20 protein-coding genes and 2 riboswitches are annotated in these 18,314 nt (G+C 47.7%); of the genes, 14 read left to right on the top strand and 6 right to left on the bottom strand.

What is annotated here, in order from left to right; translation table 11 throughout:
* Positions 1-212 precede the first annotated feature (212 nt).
* A complete protein-coding gene (locus IRE19_RS09100) occupies positions 213-875 on the bottom strand; it encodes a sulfite oxidase-like oxidoreductase (RefSeq protein ID WP_191715085.1) in 663 nt (220 codons plus the stop codon).
* 80 nt (positions 876-955) lie between these two features.
* Positions 956-1,066: riboswitch (SAM riboswitch) on the bottom strand.
* A gap of 168 nt (positions 1,067-1,234) precedes the next feature.
* On the opposite strand from IRE19_RS09100, the gene modA reads away from it, so the two are divergent.
* The 5 genes from modA to IRE19_RS09075 all read left to right on the top strand — a co-directional run bounded on the left by modA (position 1,235) and on the right by IRE19_RS09075 (position 4,974).
* The gene (gene modA / locus IRE19_RS09095; RefSeq protein WP_203340132.1) at positions 1,235-2,008 is read left to right on the top strand and encodes a molybdate ABC transporter substrate-binding protein; all 774 of its coding nucleotides are present in this window, start codon (positions 1,235-1,237) and stop codon (positions 2,006-2,008) included.
* Positions 2,005-2,688 carry a molybdate ABC transporter permease subunit gene (modB, locus tag IRE19_RS09090; RefSeq protein WP_191714816.1) on the top strand — a complete coding sequence of 228 codons (684 nt, stop codon included), beginning with the start codon at positions 2,005-2,007 and terminating at the stop codon, positions 2,686-2,688. Before modA ends, modB begins: the two co-directional genes overlap by 4 nt.
* 4 nt (positions 2,689-2,692) lie before the next feature.
* Positions 2,693-3,331, top strand: coding sequence for an ATP-binding cassette domain-containing protein (locus IRE19_RS09085; protein ID WP_203340131.1), 639 nt, complete (start codon positions 2,693-2,695; stop codon positions 3,329-3,331).
* 90 nt (positions 3,332-3,421) lie between these two features.
* Entirely contained in the window at positions 3,422-4,441 is a 1,020-nt protein-coding gene (locus IRE19_RS09080; RefSeq protein ID WP_203340130.1) for a ThiF family adenylyltransferase, read from the top strand.
* 17 nt (positions 4,442-4,458) lie between these two features.
* On the top strand, positions 4,459-4,974 hold the full coding sequence (locus tag IRE19_RS09075; protein ID WP_203340129.1) for a MogA/MoaB family molybdenum cofactor biosynthesis protein: 516 nt from the start codon (positions 4,459-4,461) through the stop codon (positions 4,972-4,974).
* 157 nt (positions 4,975-5,131) lie between these two features.
* Here the strand turns inward: IRE19_RS09075 and moaC are convergent, their stop codons facing one another.
* Together moaC and IRE19_RS09065 are read right to left on the bottom strand one after the other, a co-directional pair.
* Positions 5,132-5,620 carry a cyclic pyranopterin monophosphate synthase MoaC gene (moaC, locus tag IRE19_RS09070; protein WP_203340128.1) on the bottom strand — a complete coding sequence of 163 codons (489 nt, stop codon included), beginning with the start codon at positions 5,618-5,620 and terminating at the stop codon, positions 5,132-5,134.
* Between the two features lie 149 nt (positions 5,621-5,769).
* Positions 5,770-6,630, bottom strand: coding sequence for an alpha/beta fold hydrolase (locus IRE19_RS09065; protein WP_203340127.1), 861 nt, complete (start codon positions 6,628-6,630; stop codon positions 5,770-5,772).
* A 142-nt stretch (positions 6,631-6,772) separates the two neighbouring features.
* Between IRE19_RS09065 and IRE19_RS09060 the strand changes: the two genes are divergently transcribed.
* The 4 genes from IRE19_RS09060 (at position 6,773) to IRE19_RS09045 (ending at position 10,368) form a co-directional block, all read left to right on the top strand.
* Positions 6,773-7,657, top strand: coding sequence for an SDR family NAD(P)-dependent oxidoreductase (locus IRE19_RS09060; protein WP_203340126.1), 885 nt, complete (start codon positions 6,773-6,775; stop codon positions 7,655-7,657).
* Between the two features lie 65 nt (positions 7,658-7,722).
* Positions 7,723-8,625 (top strand): SDR family NAD(P)-dependent oxidoreductase, encoded by a 903-nt coding sequence (locus tag IRE19_RS09055; protein WP_203340125.1) that lies wholly within the window; start codon positions 7,723-7,725, stop codon positions 8,623-8,625.
* A 28-nt stretch (positions 8,626-8,653) separates the two neighbouring features.
* A complete protein-coding gene (locus tag IRE19_RS09050) occupies positions 8,654-9,553 on the top strand; it encodes an SDR family NAD(P)-dependent oxidoreductase (RefSeq protein ID WP_203340124.1) in 900 nt (299 codons plus the stop codon).
* A 167-nt stretch (positions 9,554-9,720) separates the two neighbouring features.
* Positions 9,721-10,368: a Yip1 family protein gene (locus IRE19_RS09045; RefSeq protein WP_203340123.1), complete on the top strand. Its 648-nt coding sequence runs from the start codon at positions 9,721-9,723 to the stop codon at positions 10,366-10,368.
* Positions 10,369-10,420: 52 nt separating this feature from the next.
* Here IRE19_RS09045 and IRE19_RS09040 read toward each other — a convergent pair whose 3' ends face one another.
* Entirely contained in the window at positions 10,421-11,218 is a 798-nt protein-coding gene (locus IRE19_RS09040) for a YsnF/AvaK domain-containing protein (RefSeq protein ID WP_203340122.1), read from the bottom strand.
* A 143-nt stretch (positions 11,219-11,361) separates the two neighbouring features.
* Positions 11,362-12,174, bottom strand: a complete 813-nt coding sequence (locus IRE19_RS09035; protein WP_203340121.1) for a YsnF/AvaK domain-containing protein — start codon at positions 12,172-12,174, stop codon at positions 11,362-11,364.
* A 450-nt stretch (positions 12,175-12,624) separates the two neighbouring features.
* Here IRE19_RS09035 and IRE19_RS09030 point away from each other — a divergent pair, with 450 nt between their 5' ends.
* From IRE19_RS09030 to IRE19_RS09020, 3 genes are all read left to right on the top strand, one after another.
* Complete coding sequence (locus IRE19_RS09030) at positions 12,625-13,425, top strand: alpha/beta fold hydrolase (protein WP_203340120.1); 801 nt, start codon at positions 12,625-12,627, stop codon at positions 13,423-13,425.
* A gap of 12 nt (positions 13,426-13,437) precedes the next feature.
* The gene (locus IRE19_RS09025) at positions 13,438-14,376 is read left to right on the top strand and encodes a diguanylate cyclase (RefSeq protein ID WP_203340119.1); all 939 of its coding nucleotides are present in this window, start codon (positions 13,438-13,440) and stop codon (positions 14,374-14,376) included.
* A 118-nt stretch (positions 14,377-14,494) separates the two neighbouring features.
* Complete coding sequence (locus IRE19_RS09020; protein ID WP_203340118.1) at positions 14,495-15,337, top strand: STAS domain-containing protein; 843 nt, start codon at positions 14,495-14,497, stop codon at positions 15,335-15,337.
* A gap of 42 nt (positions 15,338-15,379) precedes the next feature.
* On the opposite strand, the gene dapA is transcribed toward IRE19_RS09020, so the two are convergent.
* Positions 15,380-16,270 (bottom strand): 4-hydroxy-tetrahydrodipicolinate synthase, encoded by an 891-nt coding sequence (dapA, locus tag IRE19_RS09015; RefSeq protein ID WP_203340117.1) that lies wholly within the window; start codon positions 16,268-16,270, stop codon positions 15,380-15,382.
* A gap of 128 nt (positions 16,271-16,398) precedes the next feature.
* Positions 16,399-16,577: riboswitch (Lysine riboswitch) on the bottom strand.
* A gap of 106 nt (positions 16,578-16,683) precedes the next feature.
* On the opposite strand from dapA, the gene IRE19_RS09010 reads away from it, so the two are divergent.
* Both IRE19_RS09010 and ypfJ read left to right on the top strand, forming a co-directional pair.
* A complete protein-coding gene (locus tag IRE19_RS09010; protein WP_203340116.1) occupies positions 16,684-17,295 on the top strand; it encodes an SAM-dependent methyltransferase in 612 nt (203 codons plus the stop codon).
* 58 nt (positions 17,296-17,353) lie between these two features.
* A complete protein-coding gene (gene ypfJ / locus IRE19_RS09005) occupies positions 17,354-18,199 on the top strand; it encodes a KPN_02809 family neutral zinc metallopeptidase (RefSeq protein ID WP_203340115.1) in 846 nt (281 codons plus the stop codon).
* The last annotated feature ends 115 nt before the right edge of the window (positions 18,200-18,314 follow it).

Genomic DNA, 18,314 nt, shown 5'->3' with positions numbered 1-18,314 from the left:
AGAGAAGTTATTCTTTCATTGAATTTGTTTACATATGAGAGGTTTATCGGAAGCTGCCATTCATTCTATATATGATTTAAAGAACCCATCAACCTTCACATGAAGGATTGATGGGTTCTTTGAAATAATACGAAATATAAAGTTCTAAATTGATGCAAGTTATCTCTTAAAGTGACAGTTCAATTATCCTGGAATCATAAGACTGGACGGAGTCAGTCAAAATCTTTCTTCTCCCATTCGTCTTCAGGAATTTCCAAGTCTTCGCCGGAAAAGCGCTCTTCCTGAAACGGGTCGCCGTTCATGTGGAAACCGTTCTGCTCCCAAAAGCCCGGCTGGTTTTCATCGATGAATTCGATGCCTCGGACCCATTTGACACTTTTCCAGAAATACAGATGGGGTACGATAAAACGCAGCGGGTAACCATGCTTGGCGGTCAACGGTTCGCCGTCAAGTGAATGGGCAAGCAGCACGTCTTCCCGGTCCAAATCGGATAATGCAAGATTGGTGGTGTAATCGTAGTCGCCGTGAAGCATCACATAGCCGCTTTTCGGCGTTACACCCAATTCTTTTATCAGGTCAATAAAACGGACGCCGGTAAAGGTATTGTCGAAGCGGGACCAGCGTGTCACGCAGTGAATGTCGCGTGTTATTGTCGTTTGCGGCAATTTCAGCAGATCCTCGTAATGCAGCGTGATTTCCTTATCAACCTGGCCAAAGATTTTCAATGTCCAAGTGGCCATATCGTAAACCGGCACCTCGCCTTCGTGCAGGACAGGAAAGCGCTCGGTCAACACCTGTCCAGGCGGGAGGCGTTCAACCAGGGAAGGATCCACTACAGGGACCCGCGTACGTTTGATTCGTTCGGCTTTGCTCAGCTTCATGTGATCACTCCTTAAAATAAATAAAACTCTTCCACTGAAAAAGGGAAGAGTTGGGTCTGCTGGTGAAATTCTCTTCCTCATCTTTCAGAACATCGTGGTTCTGTTGGATTTGGCACCATTCCAGTTTGTGAACTGGCGGTTGCCGGGCGTCATCGGGCCATTCCCTCTGCCTCTCTTGATAAGGATAAAGCGTATTTAATTTCTGGTATGACTTATTTTACCGAAACCGCTTATTTCCTGCAAGATTATTCGGAAAATAATTCAGCTTCTCTCCGGCTGGCGTTATACTGATAGTACGTGGAGAATCACGTGCATAGCAAGCGTCACTTTCTGTTTATAAGGAGTCCTGCAAAATGAAAAAAATGATCGGCATTATAGGAATGGCCGTACTGTTGAGCGGCTGCACCAACACAACAGCAGAAAACGGCGATGTGCTGCTTGTTTCAACAGCTTCAAGCCTGACAGAAGTCATGAAAAAAATGGAAGAGGAATTTCATCAAGTGGAGCCGGATATCGAGCTGTCATTCAATTATGGATCATCGAGCAAGCTGCGAAGCCAAATTGAACAAGGCGCACCGGCAGATTTATTTTTATCAGCCAGTGAAAAGGATATGGAGCAGCTGGAATCCGAGCAACTGGTGAAAGCCGAAACTGTGGTGCCTTTTGCTGAAAATCGCCTGGTACTTGCGTCATTGGAGAAGTTTCCGGAAACTGCAGATTTTACAGAAATAGTGATGAATGCAGAAGAAACCATTGCGGTCGGAGAGCCGGACAGCGTACCGGTTGGAAATTTCACAAAGCAGGCGCTGGACAGCCAAGGGTTATGGCAGCCGCTTGAAGGGCGCCTTATCTACGCAAAAGATGCACGGCAAGTGGTGACGTATATCGAAAGCGGAAATGCCGGACTTGGCATCGTCTATTCCTCGGATGCGGTTATTTCCCAGGAAATAAAAGGGGCACTCGAAGTGCCGGGGCAGGAAAATCCTGTCGTCTATCCGGGAGCTGTCGTCGCGGATTCAGAAAAACAGCAGGCCGCTGTGGCTTTTCTGGATTTTGTAACGGGTCCCAAAGGGCAGACTATCCTCGAACAATACGGCTTTTTGCCTGCAAATGAGGCGACGCCATGATGCCGTATGATTTGTCGCCGCTTTGGCTGTCGCTGAGAGTTGCGGTTATTTCCACTCTATTTGTGTTTTTGGCTAGCTTGGCGCTTGCACGGTTGATGAGCAGACGTGAATTTTTCGGCAAAAGCCTGGTGGAAGCGTTGATTTTGCTGCCATTGGTCTTGCCGCCGACTGTCATCGGCTTCGGCTTGATCGTCTTGTTTGGCGCCAATGGACCGCTTGGGATTCTGCTTGAACAATGGTTTGGATTTCGCGTGGTCTTTACCTGGATCGGGGCAGCGATCGCTTCATTCGTCGTGTCACTGCCGCTGATGTATCAAAGCGTTATGGCTGCTTTTGATAAAGTGGATCCGCGCTGGGAGAATGTGGCGCGGACGATGGGCGTATCCGAATGGCGGATTTTCCGGACCATCACCTTTCCACTTGCCTGGTCAGGTATTCTGGCAGGTTTGATTTTGGCCTTTGCCCGTGGCATCGGTGAATTCGGAGCCACATTGATGATTGCCGGTTACATTCCGGGCGTTACAGAGACCGTGCCGCTAGCGATTTACTTCGCTTATGAAGCAGGGGATATGGAAAAAGCCCTGTTTTGGGTGCTGATCATATCGTCGCTTGGAGTAGCTGCCATCACATGGGTCAATTATTGGCGAAAAAAGAATGCTGTACGTATTGGAAGGGAGTAAGCGGATGCTGAAAGTGAATTTTCAAAAACAATTGGATCATTTCAATTTGGAAATGCAATTCGAATTGAATATAGAAATTCTGGCATTGGTCGGCTCTTCCGGTTCGGGCAAAACAACTTTATTGAACTGCCTGGCAGGCATTGTCCATCCGGATAACGGAACGATTCTGTTAAACGGCAGGCATTTTTATAAGGAAGGACAAAAGCCGCTGAAAATCCAAAAGAGGAAAGTCGGTTATTTATTTCAGGATTATGCGCTGTTTCCGCATCTCACTGCCGAACAAAATATTCTCTATGCACAGCCAAGAGGAACGGATGTATCGCATATCACGGAACTGACCAAAATCCTTGGCATTACCGGTTTGCTTGGCAAATACCCGCACCAGATTTCGGGGGGCGAAAAGCAGCGTGTTGCGTTGACACGGGCATTGGCTGCACAGCCGGATATCCTGTTGCTGGACGAGCCGTTTTCGGCTTTGGATGATGCCAATCGAGACCGTTGCCAAGAGGAATTGCTGCGGATTCATGAACAATGGCAAATCCCTATCATTTTTGTGACACATCGGATTGCGGATGCTGAAAAACTGGCAGACCGCATCATCCGGGTTGAAAAAGGGCTAATGGCTGAAGAAACTGTGGTTTGATGCCTGCTGCAGTTTGAGAAAAGCAATGGTACAGTGATAGTAATGAAGAAACCGTTTGACACACTAAGCGGATGGAAAAGGGGAACCAATGTGGATGAACGCTATTCAAGGCAGGTCTTATTCAAACCGCTCGGCCAAACCGGCCAGCACAAGCTGGAATCATCGACCGTCACGATCGTCGGCTGCGGCGCTTTAGGTTCCGCTATTGCTGAAACACTGACACGCGCGGGCATCGGGACCATCCACTTGGTCGATCGGGACTATGTTGAGCTGTCGAATTTGCAACGCCAACAGCTTTTCACCGAAACAGATGCCCAGCAGATGCTGCCGAAAGTCGCGGCTGCCGAGCAAAGGCTCAAAGCGATTCGCAGCGATCTTCAGTTATTCACGTATTTGGAGCATTTGGATGCAGCAGGGATGGAAAAACTGGCGGCTGTCAGCGACTTGATCCTGGATGCCACCGATAATTTTGAAACGCGCTTGTTGATCAACGACGCTTCTGTGAAATTTGGTGTGCCGTGGATCTACGGCGCCTGTGTCGGCAGTTCAGGAGTGGTTTTTCCATTCATACCGGGAGAAAGTTCATGTTTCCGCTGCCTGCTGCCGGTGCTTCCCGCAATCAATGAAACCTGTGATACGGTCGGCATCATCTCGCCGGCTGTCCAAGTGACGGCGGCGCTTCAATGTACGGAAACCTTGAAATGGCTGAGCGGCAACCGCGAGGCAATGCGGAAAAAGATCCATCATTTCAATCTTTGGGACAACAGCCAATTGGATATCGGCGTGTCGCGCATCAAAGATCCTTCCTGCAAAACCTGCGGACCGGCTGCCGTGTTCCCGTCACTCAATGAAACAGGTGCGAGTTCCTATGCCGTTCTATGCGGTAGGGACGCGGTGCAGATTCTGCCCGATCCGAACCGTCCCATCACATTGGACGATGCTGAAAAAGTCGGTGCCCGTTTGGAAGCTGGAGTAAAGCGGACGCCTTATTTCGTTGAACTGAAGGTCTTCAATCACCGCATGGTGCTGTTCGGAAATGGCCGGTTGCTGATACACGGAGTCCATAACGTGGCAGCCGGCCGGAAATTGTATCATCAAGTATTCGGTTAATCAAAGGGGGAAGTTAGATGTCAGAATCATTCAAAGGGGATCAACAGGTTCGTGTCGCGGTACTGACGATCAGTGATACACGGACAAAAGAAACGGATACCGGAGGCCAGCTCGTGCAGCGGCTTGCCCGAAATGAAGGGCTGGAACTTGTGGATTACGATGTTGTGGAAGATGACATCGCGTCTATTCGCGTCATCCTGTCGGAATGGTTGGAAAATGAAGAAGTGGATGTAATTATTACAACGGGAGGGACAGGAATCGCCAAACGCGATGTCACACTCGAGGCGGTCAAACCGTTTTTCGAAAAGGAAATTGACGGCTTCGGCGAGCTCTTCCGTTACGTCAGTTTTTTAGAGGACATCGGCACAAAAGCGCTGTTAAGCCGTGCTGCAGCGGGTATTGCCAACGACAAAGCCATCTTTGTCCTGCCAGGTTCCCGTGGAGCTGTAAAACTGGCGATGGAACGATTGATCTTGCCGGAAATCCAGCATATCCGCTCCGAATTGACCAAGCATCAGCAATTGGATCGTTAAGTGGTTGCCGAGTGTTAAAATCATCCATCTATAAAATGTAAAGCCTCCGGATTTGTCAGTGTATGACAAGTCCAGAGGCTTTTTTTGTTTAATGGATAACTTTAAAATTACTGCTGACCATGTGGCCAGTTGGCTGCTTTCAGTAAATCAAATGCCGTCAACTGCGCTCGTAATCGCCTGATTTTCCGCCGGTTTTCTGGAGCAGCATGGTCGGCCCGATGACCATTTCCTTGCCGGCTGCTTTGCACATATCGTAGATGGTTAAAGCAGCAGCTGATGCGGCCGTGAGAGCTTCCATTTCGACGCCGGTTGGCCCTTTTGTTTTGACTTCGGCAGTTAACAGCACTTCAAAATGATGGGCGTCTTCATCGACGTTCCATTGAAATTCAATATCGACACCGCTCAGCGCCAAAGGATGGCACATCGGAATGATTTGCGCAGTATTTTTGGCAGCCATGATGCCGGCAACTTGTGCCACGGCAAAGACATCGCCTTTTTTATTGGTGCCTTCTTTGATCTGCTGGTAAATTGCTTTATTCAGCAGTATCGAAGTGGTGGCGCGGGCTGTACGGACACTGTCTTGTTTGTCAGAGACGTCGACCATTTTGGCGCGGCCCTGGGCATTAAAATGAGTTAGTTCAGACAAAGAAATCATCCTTTCGTTATTGAATGATTTCAGTATAGCACGGCTGGTGGAAGCCGCTAATGAGCCTAATAAAAAAAATAAAAAGAATCTTTCTCTAAGATAAAAGGAATAATCTCTGTGGCTGTTACAGAGATTATTATGACGACTTTTCACTCCTTCAAAAACTGTAGCACTTCTTCGCCGGTTTCCTCAGGAGCCTCTTCTGCAAGATAATGTCCGCAATCGATGCCGCGCCCTTTGACGTCATCCGCCCAGTCTCTCCAAACATCCAGCACCTCGTACCACTTCGGTAATGCTCCTTTCTCACCCCACAGGACGAGGACGGGACAGATGATTTTATTTGTTCCCCGGTCGGCTTCGTCCAGTTCATAATCGACGGTGGCACCGGCCCGGTAATCCTCGCACATGGCGTGGATTGTTCCAGGATTTTGGATGCCCCGCCAATATTCGGCAAGCGCCTCGGGACGAAATAGGTGGCGTGTGCCTTGGAAGTAAAAGTTATGAGGATTTGCCTCGATGATCCGTTCTGGAAAGTCAAAAGGCTGGGCAAGGAAAAACCAATGCCAATAGCCTATAGCGAATTCTTTATCCGCTCTTCTAAAGGCTTCTCCGGTTGGAATGATGTCCATGACTACAAGCTTTTCCACCGCATCAGGAAAGTCCAGCGCTAAACGGTAGGCGCATCGGGCTCCCCGGTCATGGCCAACGACTGAGAAACGGGAAAAGCCGAGCTGTTTCATGACGGCTACTTGGTCTCTGGCCATCGCCCGTTTGGAATAAGTTGAATGATCAGGAGAAGAGGCAGGCTTGGAACTGTCACCATATCCCCGCAAATCCGGCATTATCACGGTATAATCCTTTGCCAGCCGTGGCGCAAGCAGATGCCACATTACATGGGTTTGCGGATGTCCGTGGAGCAGAAGCAGTGGAGGGCCAGCTCCTCCATAACACACATAAATCTCCGTTTCGCCAGTGTTAATTGTCGCGGTCTGAAAATTTTCAAGCAACATAGCTTCTCTCCTTTCTTTTTAATACTCCCATTCCCCTCAAAAAGACTTTCCGAACCCCTCTGCAAATACGTTTTCGTTATGGTGAAAGGGGTAGTTAGTAAGCAAACAAAGCGAATTTATTTTCCAGACAGGGGGAGAAGGAGTGGGCCGGAAAAAGGAACGGCACGGATTGACTGTAGTTGTCACTGGAGCTTCGAGCGGTTTTGGCCGGGGCATTGCCCAGCAGCTGGCAGCGGATGGCGCCAATGTGGTGCTGGCGGCCAGGCGGACCGGCTTGATTGAGGAACTTGCAGCAGAGCTCGGCGACCGCACATTGGCTGTAACGAAGGATGTCAGCGAGCCAGAGGAAATGGCCAGGCTGATGGCTGCGGCGGAATCCCGTTTCGGCAAAGTGGATGTCTGGATCAATAATGCGGGGCTCGGCATCATGGGATCATTCACGGACGTTCCGCTGAACGATATGCTGCGGCTGGTGGACATCAACTTGAAAGGCATGATTTATGGCAGCCATTGCGCCCTTCACCACTTTAAAAAGAACAGATCCGGAACCCTAATCAATATGTCTTCTTTTATCAGCAGTGTACCGCTGCCGTTCGGTGCCGTCTATTGTGCAACGAAATATGGCATTGCGGGACTGACGGCAGGCCTGCATCTGGAAATGGAGATGGAAGGGTGGAAAGATATCCACGTCTGTATGGTGCATCCATGGGTTACCGACACGCCCTGGCCTGAGCATTCCGGGAACTACAGCGGCCATGAAATTACATTGGGGCCGGTCGATGCTCCAGAAACTGTGATTGCCGCTGTTATTGACTTGATTGACCGGCCGCAGGAAAGTGTGGAAATCGGCACCAAATCAAAAGCCGCCATTGTCTCCAAGCAGCTGATGCCGCACACTACGGAGAAATTGAATGGCGCTTTATTGCTGGAGATGTTGAAGGCGGCGCCGATCGCCAAAAACACTTCGGGCAGCATCCATTCACCTCGGCCGGAAGGGATAGCGGTCTCTGGAAATATGCGGAACTGATTGAAGCAACAGCTTCGAAAAGGAAAGCAACACTGAAGCCAGTTTTACGGATAGGAGGAATAGACATGGCAACTGAAGTAAAACGTGCAGGACTGACGGTCGTCATAACGGGCACCTCGAGCGGCATCGGCAAAGGCGTGGCACAGCAGCTGGCCGCGCAAGGAGCCAATGTTGTATTAGCGGCACGCCGCACCAAGGAAATTGAAGCGCTGGCGGACTCCTGTGGCCCGAATGCCATTGCAGTGACGGCGGATGTCAGCCGGGAAGAAGACGTCGCTAAGCTGTACGAAGCAGCGATGGAAGAGTTCAGTGAAATTGATGTCTGGATCAATAACGCAGGGATTGGAACATATGGTTCATTCACGGATACGCCGCTAAGGGATTTGAACCGGACGATGGAAATCAATTTTCTTGGCACTATTTATGGCAGCCACTATGCCTTGAAACAATTCAAGAAACAAGAGTATGGAACGCTGATCAATGTTTCTTCTTTCGCCAGCAAAACACCGCTGCCTTTTGGAGCCGCGTACACAGGCAGCAAATACGGCATTTCAGGATTAAGCAATGGCTTGCATCAGGAGATGAGAATGGATGGCTTTGACGATATCCATATCTGTTCAGTGGATCCATGGGTAACAGATACCCCTTGGACACAACATGCGGGCAATTACAGCGGCCATGAAATTCTTGTCGGACCGGCAAATGATCCGCAAAAAGTGGTGGATACCATCATCGGGCTCATTGATAATCCGAAAAAATCAGTGGAAATTGGCGCTAAATCCAAAGGTATTGCGATTGCCGGTTCGCTGATGCCGAAAACGACTAAAGGATCGACCGGACGCACTCTATTTAATATGATCCAGGAAGCCCCTCCTGCTCCGCCCACATCCGGCAGCCTGTACGAATCCAGTCCTGAAGGGACAAGCGTATCAGGTGATTTGCGTGAGCGGCTGAAAACCAAAACGTGACTCAATGCAGAACTGAGGAGGAATGAAAATGGCAAAAAAGAAATCCCATGAAGGAGTGACCGTGGTCATCACCGGTGCTTCCAGTGGATTTGGAAAAGGTGTCGCAAGGGAACTGGCTGCACAAGGCGCCAATGTCGTGCTTGCCGCACGCCGTGTGGGCCTGCTTGAAAAGCTGGCAGAAGAACTGGGTCCGAATGCGGTTGCGGTGAGGACAGATGTCAGCCTGGAAGAGGAAGTGGCGCATCTCTTCGAAACAGCGTTGGCACGTTTTGGGAAAATTGATGTGTGGATCAACAATGCCGGAGTCGGCGCAATTGGTCCGTTCACTGAAATTCCAGTTAAGGACTTGGCGCGGGTAGTCGATGTCAATGTCAAAGGCACCATCAATGGCAGCCACTTTGCCTTACGCCATTTCAAAGAAATGAAACGGGGCATCCTCATTAATATCGGTTCCATCACAAGCGAAATCGCTTTTCCTTATTACACCGGATACAGTGCCAGCAAGCATGCTGTGCTGGGGCTCAGTGCCGCGTTGAATGAAGAAGTGAAACTGGAAGGTTTTGATGATATCCATGTCTGTACTGTACTGCCATGGGCGACCGATACACCCTGGTTTGAACATACGGGAAATTACACAGGGCATGCCGCTGAAATGAAGCCGATGGATGACCCGGAAATCGTCATTGAGGCAATCATTAGCTTGATCGATAAGCCGCAGGAAACTGTGGCAGTCGGTGCGAAATCCAAAGCCTCGGCCGTTTCCAGCCATATTCTGCCGGGTGCTACTGAAAAAATGAACGCGAAATTTGTCCAAAAAGTGATTGAAGATGCACCGCCGGCCGGCCCGACCAACGGCAGCCTTTATATTCCGATGGAAAAAGGAACGGAAGTGGAAGGCGGAATCCGGGAGCGGATGAAACGGGAATAAGAGATAGGCTTAAATGAAAGAAGATCCACTCACCAGAGGGATCTTCTTTTTTGCATCAGTAAAAATCTGGTTTTTTAACTATTAATGGAGATTTGTTCTATCATTTACATTATTCTTCCAGTATGTTTGAATAAAGGAAGAACAATAAGACAAAGGTGGAGACAGAATTGAATGATGTTGAAAAATATGAAAAGCTAAACCCGTTTACAGCCATTTGGACCCGTCCTCGTGCTGCAGTGCGCCATGTAATTGAAGAAAAATCTTCCGGATTCATTTTCCTGTTGATTGTCCTTGCAGGATTTGCTGCCGGCCTGCTCAGCAGCCTGGATTCAGAACAGTTCCTGCCGGTCGGGGGAATGATCCTGATTGCTCTTTTCTTCGGACCAATTGGAGTGGTGGTAAGCACGGTCATCGGCGCCGGTATCTATTTGCTGATCGGCAAGCTGTTTAAAGGGAAAGGCACCTACACGGAAATGTTCCGGGCAATTCTGACCGGGCTGATTCCACAGATCTGGCTTATTCCGATAATCCTTTTATGGATGCTGCTGTTGCCGGAAACCTATTTCCTGCAAGCAGATGACATGCTGTTCGCTGAACCTGATTTTCTTTCGCTTGTCTTCCTGATCATCCTTGGGGTCATCTCTGCTTGGACTTTCTTTGTCCAGTGCAAGGCGGTTGCAGAAGCACACAGGTTTTCTGCCTGGAAAGGCTTTTTCGTCATCATGATTCCGACAGTTCTGGTTATCGGTGTAATTATCGGGCTGATCGCATTATTCTTTACGATGCTTCTTCCTGCAGTGGGTGGAGCCAATTAATTAAATAGACCATAAAAAGAACAAGGCAGCCCTCATGGCTGCATTGTTCTTTTTATGGTTTTTCGGTTTTATGGACTGTGCCATTTTCTTCAATGTCCGCCGTCTCCCGGCGCACGGTTTCATTGATGACCTGCACATCTTTGACTTTGCGCTTGCCGATGACGATTTCTTCGCGGACCACTTTCTTTTTGCCGATGTCCAGACGTTCTTCAGAAAGGGGGATGTAGATCGCATCTCCTTTTTCGTAAGCTTCTTTCGGAGACAGCACCTGACCGTTTTCTGCGGCTTCTGCACCTTCAGAAATTGGTCGCCGGTCAATGACGATTTCCTCACGCTCTACCGGTACTTGGATTTCTTTGTCTTCTTCCACCAATTGCTTTTGGACTTGGACTTCACCAGTCTGCACGCGTTCTTTCTCGATATCCAGACGCTCTTCATGCAGAGCGAGTTTCTGCTCTTCTACAGGAAGGCCATCTTTTGAACCAGCTGATATGGCCGTTTCCGGCTTAGCTGTTGGCAGGCTGTCCGTATATAAAAGCAGCTTTCCGGCTTCCACCTGCTGGAAATAATAATCAGTTTCGTCTGCGTCCAAACCCATGCGATTGAAGGCATCTTTCGTAATATCTTCGCCGGATAAAAAAGCGATGAATTTGCCTTTGAAATTATCTCGGTCTTCTGTATCGACATGGACAGAGGTGTGCTCAATGAGCAAAGGAATCTGTTCGTCGCGTTTTGCTACAAGATATAAATTTTCTTCTTCATGTCCTTTTGCTCTCAATTCACCAATTTGGATCAATACTTGCGCTTCTGCATCAAAAAGCCCGACAAGTTTGTTTCCCTTTTTCTCCATAGTTAATTCCCCCCATGTCAGTTGCACCAAAAAACTTGTTAACGTTAATTTACCCTTAGTCGCAGGTTAGATAAACCTTCAGGAATCCAGGCTCAAAAAAGGCGTCTCCGGAGAAAAATATCCGGAGACGCCTTTGCTGTTTTTTATAAGGAAGTGCGTCCGTCTTTTTTCGCTTTTACATTCTCGTCAATATCCGCTTCTTCACGGCGGACGGTTTCATTCACCACTTCGGTATCTTGGACTTTGCGTTTGCCGACGACAATCTCTTCGCTGACGACGTCTTTTTTGCTGACTTCCACGCGTTCCTCGGAAACCGGAACATGAATAGAATCTCCATCGTCATAGGCGCCTTTATCCGTCAATCCGCCTGTTTCCGGTGTGACTTCCTCGTTAACCGCACGGCGCTCTATATAGACCTCTTCGCGCTCAACCGGAACTTCGATGGTCTGCTGTTCTTCGACCACATGTTTGCCGACATTCACTTCGCCAGTCTGTACGCGTTCTTTGTCGACATTCAAGCGTTCTTCATGAAGGCGCAAATGCTCCTCTTCTTCATGGCTGCCAGCAGTTGCCGTTCGGGCTGTTGTCTGTGCACCTGAGTACTGTTTATAAGAAGTGCCGTAGTCGCTGTTCACGTAAAGAACCAGCTTGCCGTTTTCGACTTGGCGGTAGTATTCATCTGCTTCGCCGCTGCCTAATCCCATTTGAGTGAATGCATCCCGTGTGGAATCTTCACCTGAAATGAACGATTTGAATTTGCCCATGAAGTTATCGTCTTCTTGTGTGTTTAAGTGTACATCCGTCTGGCCTTGGACCATGGACAGTTGATCGTCATGTTTGGCAATTACATACATGTCTTCTTCGTTATAGCCTTGTGCTTTCAGATCGCTGATTTTATGAAGAACTTCTGCTTGTACGTCATATGCTTGGATAAATGTATTTTTATTGTTTGTCATTGTCAATTCCTCCTAATAGTGATAAATCACCTGTGAAGTTAAGGTATTGACTGTCTACCCCGTAGTTTTTGAAATAAACCATGGGAGGGTTGGAGCGGGAGTAAAGTATCTTCTGTTCAGCGTGAACGCATATGCTATGAAACTGCATAGTGTCAGGCACCGGAACAATTTCTGGGACACAAATATTTTTTAAATAAAGATTTTATTACACAAGTAGAAGGAGAATAAAAAGCATTTTCGGTCTTATTTGAAAAAGCAGATAGTTATCTGCTTTTTTAAGATTGTATAAGATGCTGGTTCAAATGAATGGAATCTTTAAAATTAAGGGAGTGCCTAATGTATAAACAGTAATATTGAACTATTAATGCTATGATAAGGGTATATTTTACTTTTACATAGTTGCATTTAGCCTTAGGGCTACAAGTTCAATAGGAATGGGATGACAAGACGATGGGGATTAATATTTTAAAGCGCAATAATGTCCAGGTGACCGGGCAAGGGGAAAAAACAATTGTATTCGGACATGGCTTTGGCTGTGATCAACAAGTATGGAACAATACCATCACGGCCTTTGAGAAGGATTACCGGGTTGTCACTTTTGATTATGTGGGAGCAGGGAGCAGTGATAAGAAAGCGTATTCTAAAGAGCGCTATAGCACTTTGGATGGCTATAAACAGGATCTTGTGGAGGTATGCGACTCACTTGAAATAGAAGGGGTTCTATTTGTCGGCCATTCTGTCAGTTCTATGATCGGTATGCTCGCGTCAATTGAGCGGCCTGAACTGATGGAGAAAATGATTATGATCGGGCCTTCGCCTTATTATATGAATGAACCTGGCTACAACGGCGGGTTTGAACGGGCAGATATTGACGAGTTATTGGATATGATGGAAACCAATTATATGGAATGGGCTAAATACTTGGCGCCGGTCGTCATGCAGAATGAGGAACGTCCTGAGCTCGCGGCAGATTTTGAACATCTTTTATGTTCGAATGATCCAATGATTGCAAGGCAATTTGCTGAAGTGACGTTTACTACGGATCTTCGCGATCAATTGGAGAAAGTGGCTGTGCCTACTTTGATTCTTCAGACGAAGTTTGATGCTATTGCACCGGCGGAAGTCGGGCAGTATGTCCACGACCATATTCAGGGGAGCCGGCTGGTTGTGATGGAAGCGGTTGGCCATAATCCGCATTTAAGCGATTCTGGTGAAACAGTGAAACACATCAAGGCCTATTTGGCGGAGTAGGGAGGGAAGACAGTGGAGCAGCAACTTGATCGAGCGCCATGCGGGTATTTGATATTGGATCATGAATTGCGCATAGTGGAAATGAATAAAACGCTGCGGCTCATGATAAGTGCGCAACAACCAAAGCATATGCATGATTTACTGACAGTCGCTTCACGGGTTTACTTCCAGACCTACTTTACTCCTTCCATCAAAATGCATGGCACTGTAAATGAAATGTTTTTGACATTGAAAAGCGAAACGGGGCCAATGCCTGTCCTGATGAATACTATAGAACAGGACGGTTACTATGAATGTGCGTTGATTCAAATGAGCGTCCGCGGAGAGTATGAAAAAGAATTGCTGCTGGCAAAGCGTAATGCCGAAAAGGTCAATCGTGAGACGGTCGAAGCATACGAAAAGCTGAAAGCAGTAATGGATGAAGTGGAATGTAAGCAACAAGAGCTGATGGACCTTAATTCCAAACTTCAGCAATTGGCTACAACAGATCCGTTGACGGGATTAAAAAATCGCCGTTACCTGACCGAACAATTGGAAGAACTCTTTCTTCAGGTGGATAATGGACGGGAAGTGGCTTTGTTGATTGTGGATATCGATCATTTCAAGCAAGTCAATGATATACATGGCCATCAGATGGGCGACGCGGTCTTGCAGGAACTGGCTTGGCGTCTGGAAGCGGAAACCGGCTCCGCCGATATCGTTGCACGGCTCGGCGGTGAAGAATTTGTGGTAGTCATGCCGGACGCTGGCCTGAAGAAGGGGCTGGCCATGGGCAATGCGTTATGCAAGCATATGGAAACAGCTGACTGGGTGCACGTGCCTGTCACTGTCAGCATCGGTGCTGCGGTTTATGTGGCTGGAGAAGGAATGGATAGTTTGCTGTCGCGGGCTGACGAATTTCTTTACAAAGCGAAAGCCAATGGCAGAAACTGTGTAATTGGAGATGAGTAGGAAATGACATTGCTCCTTCAACTTCGGTCCGGCTGAATAGAAAAATAAAACCCTTACATTCTTTGGAGCAAAGGCTATAATAAGCATATATAAATGTCTTCGTCTTTGGGGGATTCCGATGGAAAAAGATATTCAATTGCTAGGTGGACGGGTAACTGAGGATAAAGAATTAATTGCCCAATTGGTCCATGAAGAAGTGGTGAAAGATGTTCCGGCAGTACAGCTTGAAACGAACAAAGCTTTTATCGAAACTGTCACTCAAACCCGAATCCGTTTCGTGGAACTGATTGGAAAATCGATCAGCAATAGCTGCGACGTTCAAAAAGTTTATGCAGACGTTCAGGAGTGGGGAGAAGAGACAGGAACTTTTTTTCTTGAAACTGGCAGATCGCTTGAAGATGCATTGGCGGAAACTTCCCTTTACCGCAAGCATATTGGAACCGTCATCAAGACAGAAGCGGTCCAAAGAAAGATGGAGCTTCAGCTTCTTTTTGACGTCATGGAATTTTTCCATTCTCTGCTGGATCATGCGGCATATTCGTATACGCAGGCTTATACGTCATCGTACCAGCGGAAACTGAAATCAGCCAGAAAGGAATTTCTGGAACTTTCCGCCCCGGTCGTGCCGGTCAGTGACCAGATCGCAGTGTTGCCTTTGGTGGGCAATATTGAAATTGATCGCGCCCGCTACATTCTGGAGAAAACCTTATTGGCCGCGAATCAGCTGAAAATCAGTGTGCTGATTGTGGATTTATCAGGGGTAGTGCGCGTGGATTCGATGGTGGCTGAACAGATCATCAAAATTATCCAATCGTTGAAGTTGGTCGGTGTGCGCTCGATTTTAACCGGAATCCGTCCCGAAATCGCTACAACGTTAACTGAGATCGGAGTTGACTTGAAGGTGCTGGAAGTCGGCGGCAGCTTGAAGCGGGTTTTGGAACAAATGAAAATTAGTCAATAAAAAACGCTGAAGCCCCGGGCTTCAGCGTTTTTCATCATCTAATTAATTCGTTACAGCACCGGAGTGCAGGTCAGGCAAAGATTTGCGCAATACCAAAGCTTCTTCGTCGGTCAATGGAATCATTGGCAAACGTACGCCGCCAGTCTGTACGCCGGTCATATTAAGTGCCGCTTTAACAGGCGATGGGTTTGGCGCAGCGAATAATGCTTTCATTGTCGGCAACAATCTGCGGTGGATAGCAGCCGCTGTTTTTACATCTCCAGTTTTAAAGCTGGTGATCATGTCCTGCATATCGTTGCCGATGATATGTGCGGAAACCGAGACGATGCCCGTGCCGCCGATGGACAGCATCGGCAGTGTTAAGCTGTCGTCTCCGCTGTAGACAGAAAAGGTATCCGGCGTTTTTTCGATGATTTCTGCAGCAGCGTCCAAGTCTCCACTCGCTTCTTTGACAGAAACGATATTGTCGATCTTGGACAAACGAATGATCGTTTCCGGAGACATATTGACCACGCTGCGTCCCGGAATATTGTAAAGCATGACCGGCAGACTTGTAGATGCGGCAATCGCCTGGAAATGTTGGAACATGCCTTCCTGCGAAGGCTTATTGTAGTATGGTGTGACCAGCATAATGCCGTCAACACCTGTTTCTTCTGCTTGTTTTGTCAAGGAGATGGAAGCCCGTGTATTATTGGAGCCTGTTCCTGCGATGACTGGGATCCGTCCGGCTACTGTGTGGACGGTGAACTGGAACAATTCAACTTTTTCCTCTGCCGTTAAAGTCGGCGATTCTCCAGTTGTTCCTGCGACGACAAGGCCGTCTGAACCGTTTGCTATCAAATGTTCTATCAATTGTTGTGTTGCCGGGAAATCAATTTCTCCATGTTGATCGAACGGCGTCACCATTGCTGTAATTACTTGGCCGAAATTCATAAAGAACACACCCTTTTCTAATTTTTGTCGTAGCTTAGAGGTGAGGGGCCTAGTCAGGAATAAACAAAAAAAGCAGCAACGAGGGACTCGTTGCTGCAGTAGAAACAATGTTTACCAATCGTTCCTGTGCATCAGATAGCCCTCCATATAGTTTCCTATATGACAGTCCTGCATTTATTGAATGCAGACCCAGCGCACGGAAATATGAGATTTCCGCCACTTCGGCAAATCCCCCTTTCGGCAAACGTCAACGGAGCTCATACTCCTCGTTTTGCGTACTGATGGTTTTTGCGCCTCTATCCTACTCCATAAAAGCTGGAGCAAGAAATATTGAATTAGCTGTACTATAACAAATTCCCCTGTTAATTGCAAGGTCATCAGAGTAAAATTTTATGCCGAAGGAGTGATTTAGAATGGATGAGCAAGCATACGACCGCCGGTTGAATATTGCAACAGCCGGAAATCAGCAGGGCTTCACGGATTCCCTTCACCATAACCGCTATGAACCGACTCCTTACGAATTGCTCGAGAGGCTATTCGACAACTATAGCCTTTCTCCCGGTTGCCGTCTGGTGGATGTGGGCTGTGGCAAAGGAAGATTGAATTTTTATGCCCATCATGTATTTGGAACAGAAACAGCAGGAATCGAAATGAATCCCGACTTTTATGCAGAGGCCCTTGAAAATAAAAGACAGTATGTAAAAAAGCATAAAAATGCTGAGCAGAAGGTGACATTCTATAACTGCCTTGCGCAGGATTACCCGATAACGGAACGGGACACTGTGTTTTATTTTTTTAATCCGTTTTCCGTCCAGGTATTCATTGCATTTATCAATGAAATCATCCGGTCTGCCGAGAAAAATCCAAGGATGATCGAGGTGATCTTGTTTTTTGCTTCACAGGATTACAGTGATTTCCTGGAGACGCGCACCGTTTTTGAATTGGCAAAAGAAATTCAGCTGCCTGGTTTCCATAAAGATCCCCGGGAACGTTTTTTAATTTACCGTTTGCCTGAAATGGATTAGAACAAGTGTTGCAACGGGTATGGGTAACTAAAACAGAATGGTGAAACGAGGGAATCCTATGGAGTGGAAAGGCAGAAAAGCCAGTAGAAACGTTGAAGACCGGAGAGGAAAAGGTGGGGCGATGGTGGCTGGCGGCGGAATCGGCGGTATCCTGATTGTGCTGCTCGTGGCTTTTTTAGGTGGTGACCCCGGCGTCGTCCTGGATCAATTAGGAGGATCGGGCGGAACCACCTCTAATCAGCCTTATGAGGCAACGCCGGAAGAAGAGGAATTGGCTGAATTTGTTTCGGTTGTCCTCGCAGATACCGAAGAGGTCTGGACAGAAGTTTTTGCTGAGGAAGGCATGGAGTACGTCGAACCGACATTGGTGCTGTATACCGGAAGTGTTGAATCCGCATGTGGTACGGCAGGTGCGGCAGTCGGTCCATTCTATTGTCCGGGCGATTACAAGCTCTACATTGATTTGAGCTTCTACAATGAATTGCAGACCCAATTCCAGGCACCAGGTGATTTTGCCATGGCTTATGTGGTTGCGCATGAAGTTGGTCACCATGTCCAGAATTTGCTGGGCGTTATGGAAGAAGTGCAGCCTCTGCGCAATCAATTGAGTGAAGAAGAATACAACAAACTGCAGGTTCGTCTGGAACTGCAGGCGGATTATTTATCCGGTGTCTGGGCGCATCACGCACAAGGCATGGGCTATTTGGAAGAAGGAGACCTTGAGGAAGCGCTGACGGCGGCAAGTGCGGTGGGCGATGACACCATTCAGCAGCGTTCACGCGGTTACGTGGTGCCGGAAAGTTTTACGCACGGAAGTTCAGAGCAGCGTAAGCGTTGGTTCTATAAAGGCTTTCAATCCGGCAACCTGAAAGATGGCGATACTTTCAATGCGGCCGATTTATGATTCTGAACCGCTTTTAGCGGAAATCCAAGGGTGCGGCATTGATATTTTCGCTATTGTGATTCATTATAAAGAATAGACAGTCTTTTCATCCATTATGAAAAGAAATTCAGTTCTA

The organism is Planococcus beijingensis, from assembly GCF_016820615.1.
GTDB classification, from domain to species: domain Bacteria; phylum Bacillota; class Bacilli; order Bacillales_A; family Planococcaceae; genus Planococcus; species Planococcus notacanthi.
Note: the sequence above shows the minus strand (reverse complement) of the source record. Positions and strands in the feature narration are given on the sequence as shown.